At 62.8% G+C, this 19572-nt stretch carries 16 protein-coding genes and 1 pseudogene; 8 read left to right on the forward strand and 9 right to left on the reverse strand.

What is annotated here, in order from left to right; translation table 11 throughout:
- The 6 genes and pseudogenes from BLV67_RS33450 to BLV67_RS31140 form a co-directional block, all read right to left on the reverse strand.
- Positions 1 to 116, reverse strand: a pseudogene (locus BLV67_RS33450) (RidA family protein); the annotation flags it as partial.
- Between the two features lie 222 nt (positions 117 to 338).
- Positions 339 to 1232 carry a pyridoxamine 5'-phosphate oxidase family protein gene (locus BLV67_RS31120; protein ID WP_069788349.1) on the reverse strand — a complete coding sequence of 298 codons (894 nt, stop codon included), beginning with the start codon at positions 1230 to 1232 and terminating at the stop codon, positions 339 to 341.
- A gap of 76 nt (positions 1233 to 1308) precedes the next feature.
- Positions 1309 to 2196 carry a LysR family transcriptional regulator gene (locus BLV67_RS31125; RefSeq protein ID WP_069788340.1) on the reverse strand — a complete coding sequence of 296 codons (888 nt, stop codon included), beginning with the start codon at positions 2194 to 2196 and terminating at the stop codon, positions 1309 to 1311.
- Positions 2196 to 3116: a LysR family transcriptional regulator gene (locus tag BLV67_RS31130; RefSeq protein ID WP_065911909.1), complete on the reverse strand. Its 921-nt coding sequence runs from the start codon at positions 3114 to 3116 to the stop codon at positions 2196 to 2198. Before BLV67_RS31130 ends, BLV67_RS31125 begins: the two co-directional genes overlap by 1 nt.
- 18 nt (positions 3117 to 3134) lie before the next feature.
- The gene (locus tag BLV67_RS31135) at positions 3135 to 3767 is read right to left on the reverse strand and encodes a glutathione S-transferase family protein (protein ID WP_065911908.1); all 633 of its coding nucleotides are present in this window, start codon (positions 3765 to 3767) and stop codon (positions 3135 to 3137) included.
- 104 nt (positions 3768 to 3871) lie between these two features.
- Positions 3872 to 4744, reverse strand: a complete 873-nt coding sequence (locus tag BLV67_RS31140; protein ID WP_069788341.1) for a LysR family transcriptional regulator — start codon at positions 4742 to 4744, stop codon at positions 3872 to 3874.
- Between the two features lie 294 nt (positions 4745 to 5038).
- Here BLV67_RS31140 and BLV67_RS31145 point away from each other — a divergent pair, with 294 nt between their 5' ends.
- The gene (locus tag BLV67_RS31145) at positions 5039 to 5812 is read left to right on the forward strand and encodes a glucose 1-dehydrogenase (RefSeq protein WP_065911905.1); all 774 of its coding nucleotides are present in this window, start codon (positions 5039 to 5041) and stop codon (positions 5810 to 5812) included.
- A 13-nt stretch (positions 5813 to 5825) separates the two neighbouring features.
- The gene (locus BLV67_RS31150) at positions 5826 to 6872 is read left to right on the forward strand and encodes an L-idonate 5-dehydrogenase (protein WP_065911904.1); all 1047 of its coding nucleotides are present in this window, start codon (positions 5826 to 5828) and stop codon (positions 6870 to 6872) included.
- 118 nt (positions 6873 to 6990) lie between these two features.
- Here BLV67_RS31150 and BLV67_RS31155 read toward each other — a convergent pair whose 3' ends face one another.
- Complete coding sequence (locus tag BLV67_RS31155) at positions 6991 to 7785, reverse strand: ABC transporter permease (RefSeq protein ID WP_069788342.1); 795 nt, start codon at positions 7783 to 7785, stop codon at positions 6991 to 6993.
- Positions 7782 to 8465 carry an ABC transporter ATP-binding protein gene (locus tag BLV67_RS31160; RefSeq protein WP_069788350.1) on the reverse strand — a complete coding sequence of 228 codons (684 nt, stop codon included), beginning with the start codon at positions 8463 to 8465 and terminating at the stop codon, positions 7782 to 7784. Before BLV67_RS31160 ends, BLV67_RS31155 begins: the two co-directional genes overlap by 4 nt.
- 174 nt (positions 8466 to 8639) lie before the next feature.
- Between BLV67_RS31160 and BLV67_RS31165 the strand changes: the two genes are divergently transcribed.
- Positions 8640 to 9845 (forward strand): DUF1835 domain-containing protein, encoded by a 1206-nt coding sequence (locus BLV67_RS31165; RefSeq protein ID WP_069788343.1) that lies wholly within the window; start codon positions 8640 to 8642, stop codon positions 9843 to 9845.
- A 7-nt stretch (positions 9846 to 9852) separates the two neighbouring features.
- Here BLV67_RS31165 and BLV67_RS31170 read toward each other — a convergent pair whose 3' ends face one another.
- Complete coding sequence (locus BLV67_RS31170; protein ID WP_065911901.1) at positions 9853 to 10374, reverse strand: ANTAR domain-containing protein; 522 nt, start codon at positions 10372 to 10374, stop codon at positions 9853 to 9855.
- A 194-nt stretch (positions 10375 to 10568) separates the two neighbouring features.
- On the opposite strand from BLV67_RS31170, the gene BLV67_RS31175 reads away from it, so the two are divergent.
- The 5 genes from BLV67_RS31175 to BLV67_RS31195 all read left to right on the forward strand — a co-directional run bounded on the left by BLV67_RS31175 (position 10569) and on the right by BLV67_RS31195 (position 19554).
- A complete protein-coding gene (locus BLV67_RS31175; protein ID WP_244160806.1) occupies positions 10569 to 11252 on the forward strand; it encodes a fimbrial biogenesis chaperone in 684 nt (227 codons plus the stop codon).
- 23 nt (positions 11253 to 11275) lie between these two features.
- Complete coding sequence (locus BLV67_RS31180) at positions 11276 to 12259, forward strand: fimbrial protein (RefSeq protein WP_026013883.1); 984 nt, start codon at positions 11276 to 11278, stop codon at positions 12257 to 12259.
- 59 nt (positions 12260 to 12318) lie between these two features.
- Positions 12319 to 15117: an ATP-binding protein gene (locus BLV67_RS31185; RefSeq protein WP_069788372.1), complete on the forward strand. Its 2799-nt coding sequence runs from the start codon at positions 12319 to 12321 to the stop codon at positions 15115 to 15117.
- Complete coding sequence (gene pvrR / locus BLV67_RS31190; RefSeq protein WP_065911898.1) at positions 15104 to 16297, forward strand: response regulator cyclic di-GMP phosphodiesterase PvrR; 1194 nt, start codon at positions 15104 to 15106, stop codon at positions 16295 to 16297. The genes BLV67_RS31185 and pvrR overlap by 14 nt, the downstream gene beginning before the upstream one ends.
- A gap of 83 nt (positions 16298 to 16380) precedes the next feature.
- A complete protein-coding gene (locus BLV67_RS31195; protein WP_069788352.1) occupies positions 16381 to 19554 on the forward strand; it encodes a hybrid sensor histidine kinase/response regulator in 3174 nt (1057 codons plus the stop codon).
- The last annotated feature ends 18 nt before the right edge of the window (positions 19555 to 19572 follow it).

Here is a 19572-nt window from a genome sequence, read left to right on the forward strand (position 1 = left end):
ACCCCCACTTGCCCGGAGAGCATGATGCGCCGGCCAGGCGGCACTTCGAGGGCCTGGCTGAAGCCGTATTGCAGGGAGTTGAACACGGAGGTGGGATTGATGACTTTGCGTTGCATGACCTGTCCTTGTTGTCGGTAGGCAAACAAAGCTAACCCAGGGATGCTGCTCAATCTGGTAATTCAACATCCAGCAACATTTCGGCGGACCGATCGTTCCCACGCTCCGCGTGGGAATGCATCCCATGACGCTCCGCGTCACACTGCGCAAGGCTCAGCTATGCGCAGACATCGGGACGCGGAGCGTCCGGGGCGGCATTCCCACGCAGAGCGTGGGAACGATCAGTTCTGCCAGCGCAACGCCAATGCTGCCGGGCGGCGTATGACCTGCTCCACCGTTACCGTCCACAAGCGCTGCGCACCCTCGAAACGGGCGACCTCGGGCCCCTCAAGCATCAGCGAAGTACGCCCGGCAACCTGCAACACATCGCCCGACTCAAAATCAATAAACAGCAAACCCGCTACCGGGTTGAGCTGCAAATTGCCCAGGGTATTAAAGAACAGATTGCCGGCAAAATCCGGGATGGTCAGCACGTTGCCTTCAACCCGCACAAACCCCGTATTGCCGCCTCTGTGTGAAACGTCCACCGAGCGTGCGCCGTCCACGTCGGCGTAACTGGCGACAAAGAAGGTGTCGGCCTTGCGGATCAGTGTTTGGGCCGCAGCGTCCAGGCCGTTGAGGCGCTCGAGCGTGGTGCCGGGCTTGCGGGCGATACCGTCAACGGGACGCAGCTGGATGTATTTGGGGCAGTTGCCATAGGTGTGTACCACGTCGACCGAAAAGCCTTCGTGGTCCAGGCTGCCAAGGCGGCCGTTCATACGGTTGCGGCGCCGGGTATTCAGGTCAATGCCGAGCAAGCCTACGCTGGCGCCGGTGTGCAAGGCGGCAAGCGCCGGGTCGCTTTTGGACGGCAAGCTGTCGACCTGCAAGGTGTGTGGGTCGGGTGAATGTGCAAAGCCCGGCGCACCTTCAAGCATCGTTGCCCACGGAACACCCTGGGCATCCACCACGCCGAGTATCAGGTAGGGCAACAGCGGGTAAAAGTCCCGATGCTGCTCCGGCAAGTGATCGCGAATGACTTTGGGCCCGACCACGGCCATACGCTCGGCAGCACCGGCGCTTGCCTGCACGTGCCGTTCGCCGGCGTGCCACGGGGATTGTTCGACTGGGTTCATGGTGAGCACCTCAGGTTGGATGTGCCCATGCTGCGCCCTGCCTGCCAGGGTGAGAATGCCCACACTGGGCAATCCACTATTTCACCAACTGAAATGCCGGATGCTCACGCAGCGCCGCCACGCAATGGTCGACAAAACTGCGCACGCGCATCGGTGCGTTGCGTCCCTCGCGGTACACCACATGCACCGGTAACGGCGGCGGTTCGAAGTCACGCAACACACGGCGCAACTGGCCGTCCAGCAAGTGCTGGTGAACCGGGTAACTCAGGCAACGAATCACCCCCGCACCCTGCACCGCCGCGTTGATTTCACCTTGCGCGGTGGTGCAGCTCAAGCGCGCACGGGCCTTGAGCTGCAAGCCTTGAAAATCCCAGGCCACCGGGTCGGCACCGGCAATCAGCCGATGCTGTTTAAGCTCAACCGGATGCCGGGGTTCGCCGTGGGTGGCGAGGTAATCGGGGCTGGCACACAGGATATGCCGCACCTGCCCCACCGGCCGGGCGATCAGCGATGAATTGGGCAATTCGCCGACCAGAATCGCCACATCCAGCCCCGCTTCGTGCAGGTTCGGGTAGTCGTCGTGGTAGCGCGCCACCAGGCGCACGTCGGGGTAACTGTCCATGTAGCCGGCCAATATCGGCGCCATCACATAACGGCTGAACAGAAACGGCAAGTACACCTGCAAGTTGCCCTGGGCCTGCACGTGCAAGCCTTTGGCCGAAGCCTCGGCGGTATCGACGGCTGCCAGCAACCGCACACAGTCAGCCAGATAGGCGCTGCCCGCTGCGGTCAGGCTCACGCCGCGTGTGCTGCGTTGCAGTAACGGCACCCGCAGGCGGGCCTCCAGGCGCGCGACTGCGCGGATCAGGGTCGGCCCGGAGACTTGGGCCTGGCGCGCCGCCGAAGCCAGGCTGGGCTGATCGGCCAGGGCGGCAAACAGCTGCATGTCGCGATAGCGTTGCATCAGCCGCGCCGCTTCATCGCCGGGTTCAGGGCGGCGTCCTGCCCGAGGCGATGGGTGAGGAAATCCACAAAGGTGTGGACCTTGGCCGGCACACGGCCGCTTTTTTGGAACACCACCTGGATCGGCAGCGGAGGCGCTTCAAAATCCTCCAGCACAACCTCCAACTCCCCCGCCGCCACCGCGGCCGCCACCTGATAAGACAGCACCCGCGTCATGCCCCAGCCGAGGCGCGCCAGGTTGATCGCCGCGTTATTCGCCGTGACCACCAGACGCGGCTCGATGGGCACCGTCAATGGCCGCCCGGCGTCGACGAAGGCCCATTCACTCACCAGTTGGCTGGATGATGAGGTGACGATCCTGGCCTCACGCAATTGCTCGGGCCGCTGCGGCCGACCATGCTGGTCGAGGTAACCGGGCGATGCACACACCACCCGGCGCACTTCCCCGACCTTTATCGCCTGCTGCCCCGGCGCCTGCAGATGGCCGATGCGCACGGCCACGTCAACGCCTTCGTCGGCCATGTTGACCACGCGGTCGACCAGCAAGGCGTTGATATTCACCAAGGGAAAGCGGTCCAGGTAGTCCCCCAGCACCGGCGCCACATACAGCTCGCCGAACAGCACCGGCGCGGTCACCGTCAAGTGCCCAGCGGGAATGGCGTAGCTGCCCGCCGCCGCTTCCTCGGCCTCATCGAGCTCGGCGAGGATGCGGCGGCAATCTTCCAGGTAACGCTGGCCGGCTTCGGTCAGGTGCAGGCTGCGGGTGGTGCGTGCCAGCAACTGCGTGCCGATACGTTGTTCCATGGCGGCAATCGCCCGGGTCACGCTGGGCGGCGAAGTGTTCAGGCGCCGCGCAGCTGCGGCGAACCCCTCCTCCTCGGCCACCGCCAGGAACACTTGCATCTCATGAAATCGATCCATCGGCATGCCTCTTGAACACTACTTTGATTGCAGCCCCACGGCACTGCGCGGCATGCCGACAAACCCCGGCAATGCCTCGATGCCGGCAAGCCAGGCACGCACATGAGGGTAGTCGGCCAGCGACACATTGCCCTCCGGTGCATGGGCCACGTAGGTGTAGAACGCCACATCGGCAATGCTCGGCCGCTCGCCGACCAAAAAGCGGCTTTGGCTCAGTTGTTCCTCCACCCGCTTGAGCAGCGCATGGGAACGGCTGATGGCCGTGACGGTATCGACGTCGGCACCAAACACCAGCGCCAGCCGCGCAGCAGCGGGCCCGGCGTGCAGTGGGCCGGCAGCCGCCGACAGCCAGCGCTGCACGCGAGCCTGGCCGACGGGGTCACTCGGCAGCCATTGGCCGTGGCCATATTGGTTGGCGAGGTACAGCAGAATCGCGTTGGAGTCGGCCAACACCGTGCCGTTATCGTCTATCACCGGCACCTGGCCGAAGCGGTTGAGGTTGGCGATAAAGTCCGGCGCTTTCTGCGCGCCCTGCTTGAGGTCGACCAGGATAAATTCACTGGGCAAACCCAGCAGCGACAACATCAGCTCGACCCGGTGGGAGTGACCGGACAAGGGAAAACCATACAGTTTGATCGCAGGCTGGGACATGAGAGGCTCCAAAGTGGTGGGGTTGACGCCACGCATATTCCACCGCTGCCCGGATCGATGGAATCACCAGACTTTACAATCGAGCATTTCACCCAATGAAACAATCACTCGCCAAACAATTCCACGATCAGGTTGAACAAGGTGGTCTTCACTGCACTGTCCAACTCGGTCCAGGCCAACCCGGTGCTGGCCTCAAACCCGCCCAATTGCAAAGGCCGCGACACGCAATTGACCGGCAACGCCCGCGCCGCCTGCTGCGGCAATACGCCGATGCCCAACCCGGCCGAGACCAGCGCGAGCATAGTGGTGAACTCGCCCAGCTCGCTGGCGATGTCCAAGGGCATGCCGACCGCCTGGATAAACTCATCGTAGAACCCCGGCGCGTAACGCCTGGCGAGGATATACACCGGCAACGCGAGCAGGTCGGCAGGCTGGATGGATTCCAGGGCCGCCAAAGGGTGATCCATCGGCAGCGCCACGCAGAAACGCTCACGCAATACCGCCCGGGTCTGCACGCCGGGGTGGGCGGCCGGCAGGCGCATCAGGCCGAAATCCAACTGGCCATTTTTTAACGCCGCGGCTTGGTCGGGGCCGGGCATGTCCTTGAGTTCCAGTTCGATACGCGGGTAACGCTGGTGCACGGCACGGATCAGTTGCGGCAGCAATTGCGGGAGCACCGATGACACAAACCCCAGGCGCACCAGGCCGATTTCACCGCGGCTGGACGCCCGCGCCGCCTCTGCCGCCCGAGCGGCCTGGTGCAAGGTGGCCTGGGCTTCAGGCAGAAACGCACGGCCCGCGTCGGTCAGTGTGACCGAGTGGCGGTTACGGTCCAGCAGGCGCACGCCCAGGCCGCTTTCCAGCCCCTTGATTTGCATGCTCAACGCCGGCTGCACGATCGACAACTGCGCCGCCGCCCGGCCGAAATGCAGCTCCTGGGCGAGCACCACGAAGGCGCGCAAGTGCTTTAACTCCATTAAATTCTCTCAGCTATCAGCAATGGTTATCACAAACGGTGATCACCCGATCACAAATGAAAATTGGACGCTGCCCAGCGCCCTGGGGTGAAGTAAGCCCAATTCATACACGATATGACGGGGCGTGGCCTATAACAATCCGAACAAGGACCCCACGTATAGGCTGCTGGTCGCGCGGGTCACGATTATCGGATAGATATTGTTGATCACCCACCTCAAGGTCCATCCCTTTGTCGCCCTGGAGTCCATCATGCTGCCGTCGTTGGTAGTGTGAAGCGTTAAGAGAGGTAGCTTATGCAAAGCGTTCTAGACAACTTCCGCCTTGATGGCCGGCTGGCGCTGGTCACCGGCTCCAGTGCCGGTATCGGCCTGGCAATTGCCCGCGGCCTGGCCCAGGCCGGGGCGCAGGTGGTGCTCAACGGGCGCAACCGCAGCACCTTGCGCGATGCGGCGGCGCTGCTGGCGGCCGAAGGGTTGACGGTGCACACCCAGCCGTTTGACGTGACCGACAGCACGGCGATCCAGGCCGCCGTGGCGGACATCGAAGCGCGCCTCGGCCCGCTGGAGATCCTGGTGAACAACGCCGGGATGCAACGGCGTGGGCCGCTGGAGGACTACAGCGAGCAACACTGGCGCGAGTTGATCAGCACGAACCTGGACAGTGCCTTTCTGGTTGGTCAGGCCGTGGCGCGGGCGATGATCCCGCGCAAGCGCGGGCGCATTATCAATATCTGTTCGGTACAAAGTGAGCTGGGCCGCCCCGGCATCGCGCCGTACGCGGCCAGCAAAGGCGCGTTGAAGATGCTCACCAAGGGCATGGCCATCGATTGGGGCCCCCATGGGTTGACGGTCAATGGCATCGGCCCCGGCTATTTCAAGACGGAGTTGAACGCCAACCTGGTGGCCAACCCCGAGTTCAGCGACTGGCTGGTGCAACGCACGCCGAGTCGTCGTTGGGGCGACGTGGCCGAACTGGCCGGTGCCGCCGTGTTCCTTGCCAGTGACGCTGCCAGCTTCGTCAACGGCCATATTCTGTACGTCGACGGTGGTATCACCGCGTCGCTGTAAACCGGAGAATTGTATGCACGCTATCGTCTGTCACGCCTCCAAAGACCTGCGGGTCGACCCCCAGGACGAACCGCAACCCCTCGCCCCCGATCAACTGCGCGTGCGCATCGCCCGTGGCGGTATCTGCGGCTCGGACCTGCATTACTACCAGCACGGCGGCTTCGGCGCCGTGCGCCTGCGCGAGCCGATGGTGCTCGGCCATGAGGTGTCGGCGGTGATCGACGCCGTGGGTGCGGATGCCGGGTTGTTCAAGGTCGGCCAGCGCATCAGCGTATCGCCGTCGCGCCCGTGCGGCGGTTGCCGTTACTGCCATCAAGGCCTGCCGAATCATTGCCTGAACATGCGTTTCTACGGCAGTGCGATGCCGTTTCCGCATATTCAGGGCGCGTTTCGCCAGAGCCTGGTGATCGAGACGCATCAGGCACATCGGCTGGCCGACCACGTGAGCCTGGCCGAAGGTGCGCTGGCCGAGCCGCTGTCGGTGGGTTTGCACGCGATTCAACGCGCCGGCGCGGTGTTCGGCAAACGCGTGTTGGTGACCGGTTGCGGCCCCATCGGCAACCTGCTGATCGGCAGCCTGCGCGCCGCCGGTGCCGGTGAAATCGTCGCCGTGGACCTGTCCGCCAGCGCCCTCGCCTGCGCCGAAAAAATGGGCGCCACGCGCACCCACAACATTGCCGACGGCGCGGATGCACTCAAGCGCTACACCGCTGAAAAAGGCTATTTCGAGGTGATGTTCGAAGTCTCCGGCAGTGCCCAGGCCTTGCGCAATGGCCTGGAATGCATCGCGCCACGGGGTGTGCTGGTGACGGTCGGACTCGGCGGCGATGTGTCGTTGCCGTTGAACCTGCTGGTCAGTCGCGAGATCGACTTGCGCGGCACCTTCCGCTTTCACAGCGAGTTTGCCCAGGCGGTGGATTTGCTCAATCGCGGGATCATCGATGTGAAGCCGGTGATCTCCCACACCGTGCCGTTTGAGCAGGCGGTGCAGGCGTTTGAACTGGCGGCGGACAAGACCCAGGCGATGAAAGTGGTGCTGGATTTTGGTGTGACTGACTGAGCTTGATTCACCGTTGTCGCGGCCTTCGGGCAGGACGGGGTTCTGGAGTCATACTCGGTCAAATGTGGGTTGAGCAGCGGGCGTCAGGTGACGGAACGGCCAGACCAGCACCTGAGGTTCAAGCGCGCTCTTCAAGCCGATCGCGCAAGAACCGGTGGCTGTTGGAAAACAACCGACGGTAGGTGAGCAGCACCGCACCTACCGTGCCCAAGGCCGAGGAGGCGGCGATCAGAAACATGATCACGATCTGGTAACGCACCGCGTCCACCGGGCTCTCACCGGCCAGCACCTGGCCGGTCATCATGCCGGGCAGGCTGACGATGCCGACCACGGTCATCTGGTTCAGCGTCGGGATCATCCCGGCGCGCACGGCCTGGCGGATCGCCTCCTGGGCGGCTTCCCAGCGTGTACCGCCAAGTGCCAGGATCATCTCGATGGTGTTGCGCCCCGAGGTCAGTTCCTGGGTCATGCGCTCAATGCCCAAGGACACGCCGGTGAGGGTATTGCCGAGGATCATGCCGAGAATCGGAATCGCATACTGCGGCTCGTACCACGGATGGATACGGATCACCGCAAACAACCCCACCGCCGTGACCAGCCACGAACTGCCCCACACCGACAGAATGCTGTCGACCCGTTGCCCACGGTAGGTGCGGCGCCCGCGCCCCGCCGCCGAGAGCCCGGCGATCAGGGTCATCGCACACATCAGCGGCAGCACCACATACCAGTAGGCGAACTCGAACACCCAGCCCAGCAGGTAACCGATGGCCAGCAACTGCACCACGGTACGCACGGCCGCCCACAGCAATTGGTGGCCCAGGCCCAGACGCAGCAACAGCGAGAGCGCGCCGTTGATGAGGATCAGCGAGGCGGCGATGCCCATGTCGAGCGCGGTGAGATTTTGATAATTCATGGCTGGGCCGCTCCGCTCAAAACGCCGGCGCTCATGTGCAGGCGGATATCGCTCATGCGCCGGGCCTGGTCGAGGTCGTGGGACACCCAAATAAAGGCGCGGGCATTGTCGGCGGCATACCAGGCGCTGATCAGTGCCTCGACATCACGGGAGGACGTGGGGTCGAGGGCGGCCGTCGGTTCATCCAGCAACAGCACTTCGGGGTTCAGTTGCAAGGTGCGGATCAATGACACCACCTGGGACTCTCCGCCGGACAGGTCGCCGGCGTTTTTGCCCAGGAAGTCCGGGCTTTTACCGGCATGCTCCAGCAGCTTGGTCACCGCTTGCAGGTCGAAGCGGCGCGTGCGCAGGGTCTTGAGGCTGAATGGCAAGCGCAGGTTGTCCTCCACCGTGCCTTCAAGCAGTGCCGGGCGTTGCGACAGGTAGCTGATGTGGCTGCGGTAGTGGGGAATCTGCGCATTCGCGATCGGCTGGTGGTTCCACAGGATCTGCCCCGACGTGGGCGCATCCAGCAACGCCAGCGCGCGCAGGAACACGCTTTTACCGGAGCCGGAGGAGCCGGTGATGGACACGCGGTCGGTGCGCTTCAGGCTGAAATCCGTGGGTTGCAGCAACGCCACTTGGCGCCGCTCGTCCCTGCGCGTGAGGGCGCGGGTTTCGATCAATACGGTGTCTGTCATCAACTCGGTACTCGGCTTGACGGCTTGCAATCCACAACTCCACTGCCTATATTTCGTGCCTGGCGCACTCCACGCCACCTTCCGCGGAAAGGGCTGCGCCCAGGATCCTGACTGAATATCACATTTCTACGACTCCCGACCTGAAAGCGGAAAAGGTTTGTGCAAGGAGATCGTATGTCGCCACGCCTCTCATCCTCGACTACCGACGGCCGCCTCAACCTTGAGCAGCAGCGCAAGCGCGCCAAGGAATTGTTGTCGCAGCTGAAAACCCTCGACCCGCTCGCCACCTTGTCCCAGGCCCAATGGCAGGTCGCCAAACAGCTGGGCTTGAGCAGTTGGCCCAAGCTCAAGGCGCATGTCGACGCCATCGACTTCGCCGCCCGCCACCCCGACTTTGCAGCCAGCGATGAAGCCCGCACCACCCACTGGCGCTGTGGCAGCGACATTGCCCACAGCCTGCAACTGGCCGGGTTCAAGGGGCAGTTGCGCATGCTCACCGATCCGTTGTGCATGGGGCCGGTACGCGATTTGCCCAGTGAAGATTTCCGCGCGATGCGCAGTGCCTTTATCAGCCAGGCGTTTGCCCTGAACGCGGCTGAAGTGACCCACCGCGTCGATGATGAATACAACCACCTGCACGCCCTGGCCAGCGCCGATCACAGCGTGTTGTGGTGCGAAGCGGACGCCTATGATCAGCTGTTTCTGGTCCGTGCGCTGGCCGGTCTTGAGCGCGCGCCGAAAAAGCTCGAGCTGATCGAGGTTGACCGTATTCCGGGAGTCGAACGCTTTATCGGCATCGGCCAACTGGCGCCCGATGTCTTGGCGTGGTTATGGCCGCAGCGCCGCTTGATCGACGACGCAGCGGTGCAATTGGCCCGACAGGCGTGGTCGGCTTACTGCGACAGCTCGCCGGTCACGCTTGCGCAATTGGCTCACGGCAACCACCCGGCCCTGCCCCTTCTCGCCCCGGCGCTACTGCGTCAGCTACAGGAATTGCCGGGCGTTGAAGATGGCCTGTCACTGACTGAACGCTTGTCGCTACGCTACATCGCCGAGACCGGGCCGCTGCCGTTCGGCCGGGTGTTCGCTGAATTGATGGCCAAGCGTGAGCCGCTGCCGTTCCTGGGCGACATGATGTTCCATGCGCTGCTGCGGCCATTGATAGACGGATCGAACCCCTTGCTGATAGAAACCGCAACCGAGCGCGACTGGCCGCGCCGCGAGTTGGCGCTGACGCCATTGGGGCATCGAGTGCTGGGCGGCGAGGCTTATTGGTTGGACCACGCCGGGCATGAGCGCTGGGTCGGCGGCGTGTGCCTCAAGCCTGGCCAGCCGCATTGGGCACTGGCCCACGACAACCTGCCGGTGTGGCGCACCTGAGGCCGGCTCAGCGCTTGGGCGATAACCCGACGGCGCACGCCATCACTGCCGGGTCGCCCAGGTAAACGCTACGCGCAGCCGTCGTGGGTGCAGCGACCCGGCTGTCGACGGCGCGCAACATCGGTCGCTCAACCGTCGGCAGGCTATGCTGGGGGTCGACAATCTCCATGCAGCGGCGCAGCGAGTTGAAGTCCGGCGATTGCGACAGTGACAGGTGCAAGGTCTGGCTCACTGACACCGACACCACCGAGCTCTGTGCGCATTGCCCGTCGTAGATCAGCGTATGGCGAATCAATGGGTTGTCATGGCAGTACTTCAACAGGTTGACCTGCCGCGAACGCACCAGCGCCGTATTGATGATCAACAGGTCAAACGCCACGCAACCGGAGCGCGTCAACGCCTGCAATTCGTCGAACGAACTCAAGGGGGCGATGCGGTGGTAGCCCAGCTGGTTGAGCATTTTCTCCAGCTTGATCCGCTGCAGCAGGTCTGCATCGGCAATCAAAAGGCGTAACGCTTTATTGGACATAGGGTAAACCTGACAGTTGGGCATCAGCGTCGATCATTCAACGTCGAACACGGTAACTGTCGGGGCGCGAACATGCCTTTAAGGCGATTCTGAAACGGCCACTGTGCACTTTTAAGAATCGCCTCAAAGCCCTCGCACTCACCCGCCCCTACCATGGCTGCGTTCCCACACGTTGCCATGGAATTTTTGTGTTCATGTTTTTACTCAGAATGATGCTGCTGGCCGGCGGGCTGCTGGTGCTCGCGCCACCGCCGGCCAGCGCGGCGCTGAAGATCGAAGGCACACGCCTGATTTATTACGGCCAGGACAAGGCCGCCGGCATCAGCGTGGTCAACCCGGCCTCACAGCAAGTGGTGGTGCAAACCTGGATCACCGCTGAAGACGAATCGCCTGGCAGCCCTGTGCCGTTTGTTGCCACCGAACCCTTGGTGCAACTGGGCGCCGGCGAGCATCACAGGCTGCGCATCCTGTATGCCGGTGAAGGCTTGCCCGCCGATCGCGAATCGCTGTTCTGGCTCAATATCATGGAGATTCCGCTCAAATCCGCCGACCCCAACAGCGTGCAGTTTGCGATACGCCAACGGCTCAAGCTGTTCTATCGGCCACCCGCGCTCAAGGGTGGCTCGGCCGAGGCGCTGCAGCAGTTGGTGTGGAGCCGCGATGATCACAGCGTCATCGCCCACAACCCAAGCGCATTCCACCTGTCGTTGATCGATGTGCAAACGGACACCCAGCCGCTCAGCGACTACCTGCTGCTCAAACCCCATGAGAGCAAGCGCCTGAGTACAGCGACCGCCTTGCCTGCCGGGTCCACCTTTCACTTCACCAACATCAACGATATCGGTTTACAGGCCCGTCATAGCGCGGTGCTCAAGTGATCAATCGCGGGAAACCTGCATTTATGTCTCTCACCAAACGTTTACTGCCCCTGCTGCTGTGCGGCTGCGCGGCCCTCCCCGCCACAAGCTATGCGCTGTCGTGCGTCGAAGATGGCAGCGGCGCCTATGTCGATATCAACCCGCTTGGCACCTCACTGGCGGTTGCGGCTGATGCACCGGACGGCACGATCATCTGGGAGTCGGGCCCACGCTCCACGAATGTGTTGTGCAAGGACGACCGCAATCACGGCCGCGAAGAAGTGTATTTCTACGTCAACCCGGCCAACGTCAGCATCGGCCAAGGCATCCGCGTAGGCATCCGTTACAACAACGCGCCCATCACCCAAAGCACCGGCAAGGTCGGCACCGGTTTTTACTCCGACCGCGGTTGCAACTGGTCCAATTGCACAGGCTGGGACAAGGCACGCTTTACCCTGAACTTCAGTGTATTCATCGAAAAATACGGCAAGACACCGCCCAGCGGTCAAGCCAGCACCCTGGCGCAATATCGCGTGTTCCAGCTCGACGGCGTACGCGGGCTCAACACCAACCCCAACAGCAACCTCAACTACATCGTCACCGGCATGAACGACATCCGCTTCGTGCCCTGCGCCCCGGAACTGACCATTACCCCCAGTGTGGTCAACTTCCCCACGCCATCACGCAAGGCGCAGGTCGGCGCCGTGGCCAGCACCGCGAACTTCAACCTCAGCCTGCGCAAAGTCTGTGACACGCCCTACACCGTCAATGCACGCTTCGCCACCACCCCGGGGGGCGGCAGTGTCATCAACGGCTTGCTGGTGCCGGCCAACAACAGCTCGGTGGGCATCTCATTGTCTCGCGCCGACAGCGATCAGCGCCTGCCCTTCAATGACTGGTTTACGTTGCAGACACTGATGGGCTCCGGCCAGGCACGCAATGATTTTCGTGCCGACCTGAGCTGGCGCACCCTGCCGATTCCGGGGGCCTTCGAAGCCGCGGTGGTGGTGGACATGTTTTACAAGTAGCCGACGACTTTAAGGATCGTCTTATGCCGTTGGCATCGATATGCCACTACTCTGCGCCGATGCGATTGAAAAGTTATCTGCTCCAGATCAACCCCGTCCTCTCCCGACCCGAAGCAGCCAGAAGGCTGCTTCGTATTTTTGCGAGCGTGCTGCTGGTGGGCATCTTGAGCGGGGTCTATACCTTTCTGCTGTCGACCTTCAACAACGACATTTCCCAGCGCCGCGGCTACATGAGCAGCGCCATCGCCGAAGCCCACACCTTTTTCACCAACCGCGAGGCCCTGCTGCAAAGCCTGAGCCTGTCGGCGGTGCGCAAGCAGTCCAGGCTCTACCCTTCCTCCGCGGAAGAACAACACCTGGAGCTGGGCAGCACACCCGGCAACCAGTGGAGCATCTGGCTGACCGCACGCATGCGCGACTACCTCAAGGCCAAGCAGCTCAACCTGCTGTATGTGAACGCCGGCCCCAGCCCACAGGTGACGCGGCTGTATGACGCCACCCCACAGGTGCTGCCGATTTCCAAATGCATGCTCAACCGCCTCAAGGCCTTGCAGCACAACGACACGGCCAGGCTCAACGAGTTGTGGCTGAGCGACAACACCGAAGGCCATTCGCACCTGTACCTCTTCAGCCGCCTCGACGAACACGCCCCCGACTCCGGCTGGCTGGGCCTGGAGATGGAGAGCCGTGAAGTGTCCATCACCCTCAGCGACCAGAGTGCCGGTGAGTTCATGATGCTCAACTCCCAGGGCATGCTGGTGTTCACCAACAGCACCGACACGCAGCTCAAACAGCAACATTTGCGGCCCGGCGAAGAAAGCTTTTTCGGTTTTGTCGGCAACGGCTTGCTGCCCGACCACCTGGTGATCCGCAAACACTTGAAGTCCTCGGAATGGCAGTTGATGTATTCCATCGACCTGCGCGCGGTGGTCACCGGCCTGTGGAAACAGCTGCTCGGCTCGCTGTTGTTCTGCCTGATGAGCCTGACCCTGATCTGGCTGGTGATGCGCCGCGTCGACCAGCGTTTCATTATTCCGTCGATTCATCGCATCCAGGCGTTGATCGAAAGCGAAGCCTTTGGCCGCGACGTGATCCAGATCGCGCCCGTGGCCCTTTGCGTGCTGCGCCGCACCGACGGCCAGGTGGTGCTGGAAAATACCCTGGCCCAGCAATGGCTGGGCAACGGCCCGGAACGCGAGGCATTGCGGGCCGGCTGGATCGAGCAAGCCTTCGCCCAAGGCCCGTGCGAACGCAGTGATTACTTTGAAACCATTGATGGCCGCCACCTGTACCTGAGCAGTGCGCCCACCCGTTATAAAGGCGAAGACGTGCTGTTTTGCGCATTCAGCGATATCAGTGCGCGCAAGCAGGTCGAAGCCGCGCTGGAAGAAGCACGCCAGTCGGCGGACGCCGCCAACGCCGCCAAGACCCTGTTCCTGGCGACCATGAGCCATGAAATCCGCACGCCGCTGTATGGCGTGCTCGGCACCCTCGAACTGCTGGCGCGCACACAGCTGGATGCGCAGCAAAGGGACTACCTGCACGCCATCGAAGGCTCATCGTCGACCTTGTTGCAGTTGATCTGCGACGTGCTCGATGTGTCGAAGATCGAAGCCGGGCAGCTGGCGTTGGAAATGAGCGAGTTTTCAGCGCTGGAGCTGGTGCATGAAATCATTCAGGGCTATGCCGCTGCCGCCCAGGGCAAAGGCTTGCAGCTGTATGCCTGCTTCGACCCGAAGCTGCCCGAACGGCTGATCGGCGACGTGACGCGCATTCGCCAGATTCTGAATAACCTGCTCAACAATGCGGTGAAGTTCACCGACTACGGGCGCGTGGTGCTGCGCGTCAAGGTGCTGGGCCGCGACGGTGAACGCTCCAGCCTGTTGTGGCAGGTCTCGGACACCGGCAAAGGCATCGCCCAGGAAGATCAGGCGATGATTTTCGAGCCGTTTTACCAGAGTGAAGGCAACACCAATGTGGTCGCCGGCACCGGCCTGGGCCTGCCGATCTGTCAGCGCCTGACCGAATTGATGAACGGCAACATCCGCATGGTCAGTGAACTGGGCCTGGGCAGCAGTTTCAGCCTGATCCTGCCGCTGGAAGAAGCGCCGACCACGCCGATGACCGCGCTGTTGCCCGAGACCATTTACGTGGCGTCGCCGATTCCGGAACTGGCCAACTCGGTCAGCGGCTGGCTGCGCCGCTGGGGCGCCAGGGCCCAGGCCGGCCTGCCGACGTTGCCGGACACCCACCTGCTGCTGCAAGTGCACCCTGGCAGTGTCGACCCGCTGCTCGCGCCCGAATGGCCGGGGCCGGTGATTCACGTGAGCAGCAATGCCTGCACCAGCGTGGAGGCCGAAGGCGGTGCCTGGCACGTCAACCTCAACCATCTGGGTGCGATTCATCAGGCCGTGAGCCAGGCGCAAGGGCTGTGGGTGGCCCGTGCCGATGAGCACACGCGCCAGCGTGACCTGAACAAACTCAACCTGCACCTGCTGGTGGCCGAAGACAACATCATCAACCAGCTGATTTTGCGTGACCAACTCGAAGAACTCGGCTGCACCGTGGAGCTGGCGGCCGATGGTCAGGAAGCGTTGCAGCTGTACACCGCCGGTAACTTCGACGTGGTGTTGACGGACGTGAACATGCCCCACATCAACGGCTATGAATTGGCCCGCGAACTGCGCCGCCAAGGCTGCCCGTTGCCGATTATCGGGGCCACCGCCAACGCCATGCGCGGCGAGGCCGACCTGTGCCTGGCCGCCGGCATGAACCATTGCCTGGTCAAACCCTTTGCGTTGCGGGCTCTATTCAACTCCCTGGCGCCTTATGCACGGATCACCCATGAAGCCCCTTAGTATTTTGATTGTTGAGGACCATCCCCTGCAGCACATCTACCTGCAGCACTTGCTCAGTGAGTTGGGGGATTTCAGGCTGGAAAGCGCCGAGGACGGCAAGCAAGCGCTGGAGCGTTTGCGCCAGCGCGATTTCGACCTGGTACTGACCGACCTGCTGATGCCCGGCATGGACGGCGTGCAATTTATCCAGTGCCTGGCCAACCTGCGCTGCAAGCCGGCCCTGGCGATCATGAGCGCCGCCTCGCGGCGCATGCTGATGGCCGCCAGCCTGGTGGCGAAAAACCTCGATGTTCAAGTGATCGGGCTGATCTCCAAGCCGGTTAACGCCGAGGCGTTACGCAACCTGGTCGATCAGCTCAGGAACACCGTGCGCAAGCCCTCCCCCGAACTGCCCGAACACCTGGACATCGACCGCCAGACGCTGGTGCAGGCCATGAGCAGTGGCCAGTTGCAAGCCTGGTTCCAGCCGAAAAAATCCCTCGCCAACGGGCGTATCGTCGCCGCCGAAGCCCTGGTGCGCTGGATGCACCCCGAGCAAGGCGTGATGCTGCCGGCCGCGTTCCTGCCGGCGATCAAGGCCTTCGAGCTGGAAGAACGGCTGTTGTGGCTGGTGCTCAAACAGGCGATTCACGCCCAGGAGCAGTGGCGCCAGCGCGGCTATGAAATCCCGGTGGCGATCAACCTGCCCACCCACCTGCTCAACAGCCATGACCTGGCGGACCGCTTGCTGGAGTTCGTGCTGCACCACGACGGCATCCCGGGGATGATCTGCTTCGAGTTGATGGAATGCTCGGTGCCCCAAGACATCAGCAACTTCTACGCCGGCGCCTGCCGCTTGCGCATCAAAGGCTTCGGCTTGTCCCAGGATGATTTCGGCAAGGGCTACAGCTCGTACCTCAACCTGGTCTCCACACCGTTTACCGAACTGAAGATCGACCAGGCGCTGGTGCAGGGCAGCCACGACAACGAAGGCATCGCCCAGGCGTTGGCGAGCATCATCGCACTGGGCCGCAAGCTCGGCCTCACGGTGGTCGCCGAAGGCGTGGAAACGCCTCAACAATTGGCGTTACTGCGCAAAATCGACTGCAATCAGGTGCAAGGCTTCCTGATCTCCCACGCGGTCTCTTCGGACCAATTTCAGCAGCTACTGAACAATGATGGCCCCGCGACATCTCACTAGCTGGAGGCCCCGGATTATTTGCTCTTTTACAAGGAGCAAGCTCTGTCCAGTGCCGATTTGTCCTGCGCCTGCGGAAACCCCTGATGAAGCACAACAACGCGATACTCGAAGCCTTTACCCGCAGTTCCGTACGCCTGAACAAGGGCCTGATGGTGCTGATTGGAATCGCGTTGCTGCTGCTCCTCACCAACTACTGGTCACTGCAACGCGGGATCGAAACCCGTTATGGCGCCACGCGCTTTCATTTTGCGCGGCTGATGGAAAACCTCAGCGAGCAGCAGACCTATCTCAAGAGCCTGACACACCCAGGCATCCAGGCCGAATTGCTGCGGGCCACCCACGTGCAGGTCAGCCTCAAGAGCCGCATGGTCGAGAACCGCCGCACGTTATACGAAGGTCAGAAGTACTCGTTTTCGGTGCCGTTTGACGTCAAGTTCGATGAGCAACAGGTCGGCGTTGCTGCCCGACCACCGATTTTTGCCCTGGGCGCGCACCTGACCAGCTACTACAGCGCCTTCTGGTCCTCGTCGCCGTATGAGGCGCCGCAAACGTATCTGTTCAATCGTCAGACGAACTACACCATCACCATTCCCTCCGTGGGCTATCAGCGTCGCGAAAACACTGAAGAGACCGGCAACCAGGTGGCGCTGGTCAACGCTGTGCAGCAAACCCTCGCGCAGACGCCGCAGCCGCTGGAGCAGGAGTGGGTGCACTGGAAAGCAGGGCCGGAGCCCGAACATTTGCTGGCCTACATCGGCCTGTCACTCGACGGCCAGGGCCAGTCGGTGATCGGCACCTTGCTCGACCTGTCGCAGGTGGACGATGTGCAGCGCGCGCTGGATCACTCCGCGTTTGATCGCTTCACCCTCTTTGCGCCCGACGGCACCCGTTTGGTCGGGCCAGCCACCGAGGCGTCGCTCAGCGATGGCGTGCACTTCACGGCCAATGGCTTTGAATTCAAGATTACCCAGGCCGGCGACCAGCCCTGGAGCGCGGTCTATGGCCTGAACTACTCGCACTTCTTCCACTCGGCTTTGTGGCCGCTAAGCACCCTGGCGCTGCTGCTGGTCAGCCTGATAACCCTGGGCTGGGCCGGCAGCCGCTGGTATCGGCGCCAAGTGATCACCCCGGCGCGCCTGGCCCACGAGCGCATCGCCGAAAGCGTGGCGTTCAGCCGCGTGATCATCGACACCGCGCCCACCGGCTTGTGCGTGGTGCGCCGCAGCGACGGCAAGGTACTGATCGAAAACCAGCGCGCCCAGCAATGGCCGGGCACCGCACGTCTGGTGGCGGCCATGGCCGGTCAACACGACGGCGTCGAGAACGGCGAAAGCCACTTGGAGATCGAAGGCCGACACCTGCAAATCGGCTTTGTGTCGACTCGCTATCAGGCCGAGAACGTGCGCCTGTATGCTTTCAACGACATCACCCGGCACATCGAAGACGCCCAGGCGCTGGAAGAGGCACGTCACGCCGCCGATACCGCCAACGAGGCCAAGACGTTGTTCCTGGCGACCATGAGCCACGAGATCCGCACGCCGCTGTATGGCGTGCTCGGCACCCTGGAACTGCTTGGCCTGACCGACCTGGACGCGCCTCAGAAAACCTACCTGCACACCATCCAGCGTTCGTCGGCCACGTTGTTCCAGCTGATCAGCGATGTGCTGGATGTGTCGAAGATCGAGTCCGGGCAAATGGCGATAGAAGCCGTGGACTTCTGCCCGTTGGACATGCTCGAAGACACCCTGCACACCTACGCCGCTTTCGCCCAGCGCAAGGGTTTGCAGCTCTACAGCTGCATCGATCCGCGCTTACCGGACTGCCTGATGGGCGACCCGATGCGCATCCGCCAGATCCTCAATAACCTGGTGAGCAACGCGATCAAGTTCACCGACATCGGGCGTGTGGTGATTCGTGCCCGGGTCATGGCGCTGGACGCCGAGCATGTCGACCTGGAATGGCAAGTCACCGACTCCGGCGTCGGCATTCCCGAAGCGCAGCAGGCCAAGCTGTTCGACCTGTTCTACCAGGCACCGGACACTGCCGGCGAAGGCGGCGCCGGGCTGGGGTTGCCGATTTGCCGCTGGCTGGCGCAGATGATGGACGGCGAAATCCGCGTGGTCAGCGAGCCGGGGCTGGGCAGCAGCTTTACCCTGAAAATGCGCCTGCCGCTGTGCTGCGGCGCACTGACCAACTTGCCGCTGATCGAGCCCAGCCCGACGCCGGTGTATGTGCAGGCGCCGGTGCGCGAACTGGCGCAGTCGATGAGTGACTGGCTCAACCGCCTGGGCATCGCGGCGGCGCTGGCAGCTTCCGCTCAGGAACCAGACAGCCGCCACGCGGTGCTGGTGGACCTGTTGCCCAGCGAGCCCGCCAAGCCATGGCCCGGCCAACGCGTGCTGTGCCTGCCGGGCGCCCACAGCCCGCCGCTGCACACGGCGCAAGGCTGGGTGGTCGATCTGCACGATGTGCGCAGCATCGCCAGCACCGTGTCCCTGGCGCAGCACGGCAAGCATGAGCAACCCGCAGCCGCGCGACCACGAAGCGCCGGGCAGCTGGGGTTGCGCATCCTGGTGGCCGAGGACAACCCGGTCAACCAGGCGATCATCAAGGAACAGCTCGAAGCGCTCGGCTGTTCGGTGAGCCTGGCCGCCAACGGCGAGCAGGCGCTGCAACTGTGGCAACCGCAGGCCTTTGACCTGGTGCTGACCGACGTGAATATGCCGCTGATGAATGGCTATGAACTGGCCAGGACCCTGCGCGAGCACGACCCGCACCTGCCGATTATCGGCGTGACCGCCAATGCCATGCGCGAGGAAGGCGTGCGCTGCCTGGCGGTGGGCATGAATGCCTGGATCGTCAAGCCGTTAAGCCTGCAAACCCTGCGGGGCCAGTTGATCAAGCTGTGCAAGGTCAAGCCGGCACCGGAACCTGCCACTGCGGCCTGCGACGACAGCGTGCAGCTGTCGGACAAGATGCGCCCGCTGTTCATCAGCAGCGTGCAGCAGGACTTGCAGCGTATCCATGCCGCGCTGGTGCAACGTGATGCCCACGGCCTGGGCCAATTGCTGCATTCGGTCGCCGGCGCCCTGGGCGCAGTCCAGGCGCTCAGCCTGGCCCAGGCATGCATCGAACTGGAAAGCGCACTTAATCGCGGCAGCCTCGACACAACGCTTGAGCTCAAGGTGAAGGCTGTGATGCGGCGTCTGTCGGCCGTTCTGGAGACTCTCCAGCCCGGGCACTCTTCACTCACTTGAACTGGCACTACGGACGGC

This window comes from Pseudomonas salomonii (genome assembly GCF_900107155.1).
GTDB classification, from domain to species: domain Bacteria; phylum Pseudomonadota; class Gammaproteobacteria; order Pseudomonadales; family Pseudomonadaceae; genus Aquipseudomonas; species Aquipseudomonas salomonii.

Coding starts and splice junctions, on each gene's coding strand:
- BLV67_RS31140 (WP_069788341.1), bottom strand. CDS start 4,744: ATGGAGTTAAAGCACTTGCGCGCCTTCGTGGTGCTCGCCCAGGAGCTG.
- pvrR (WP_065911898.1), top strand. CDS start 15,104: ATGAAGCCCCTTAGTATTTTGATTGTTGAGGACCATCCCCTGCAGCAC.
- BLV67_RS31155 (WP_069788342.1), bottom strand. CDS start 7,785: ATGAATTATCAAAATCTCACCGCGCTCGACATGGGCATCGCCGCCTCG.
- BLV67_RS31195 (WP_069788352.1), top strand. CDS start 16,381: ATGAAGCACAACAACGCGATACTCGAAGCCTTTACCCGCAGTTCCGTA.
- BLV67_RS31170 (WP_065911901.1), bottom strand. CDS start 10,374: ATGTCCAATAAAGCGTTACGCCTTTTGATTGCCGATGCAGACCTGCTG.
- BLV67_RS31135 (WP_065911908.1), bottom strand. CDS start 3,767: ATGTCCCAGCCTGCGATCAAACTGTATGGTTTTCCCTTGTCCGGTCAC.
- BLV67_RS31145 (WP_065911905.1), top strand. CDS start 5,039: ATGCAAAGCGTTCTAGACAACTTCCGCCTTGATGGCCGGCTGGCGCTG.
- BLV67_RS31180 (WP_026013883.1), top strand. CDS start 11,276: ATGTCTCTCACCAAACGTTTACTGCCCCTGCTGCTGTGCGGCTGCGCG.
- BLV67_RS31125 (WP_069788340.1), bottom strand. CDS start 2,196: ATGCAACGCTATCGCGACATGCAGCTGTTTGCCGCCCTGGCCGATCAG.
- BLV67_RS31130 (WP_065911909.1), bottom strand. CDS start 3,116: ATGGATCGATTTCATGAGATGCAAGTGTTCCTGGCGGTGGCCGAGGAG.
- BLV67_RS31185 (WP_069788372.1), top strand. CDS start 12,319: ATGCGATTGAAAAGTTATCTGCTCCAGATCAACCCCGTCCTCTCCCGA.
- BLV67_RS31120 (WP_069788349.1), bottom strand. CDS start 1,232: ATGAACCCAGTCGAACAATCCCCGTGGCACGCCGGCGAACGGCACGTG.
- BLV67_RS31160 (WP_069788350.1), bottom strand. CDS start 8,465: ATGACAGACACCGTATTGATCGAAACCCGCGCCCTCACGCGCAGGGAC.
- BLV67_RS31150 (WP_065911904.1), top strand. CDS start 5,826: ATGCACGCTATCGTCTGTCACGCCTCCAAAGACCTGCGGGTCGACCCC.
- BLV67_RS31165 (WP_069788343.1), top strand. CDS start 8,640: ATGTCGCCACGCCTCTCATCCTCGACTACCGACGGCCGCCTCAACCTT.
- BLV67_RS31175 (WP_244160806.1), top strand. CDS start 10,569: ATGTTTTTACTCAGAATGATGCTGCTGGCCGGCGGGCTGCTGGTGCTC.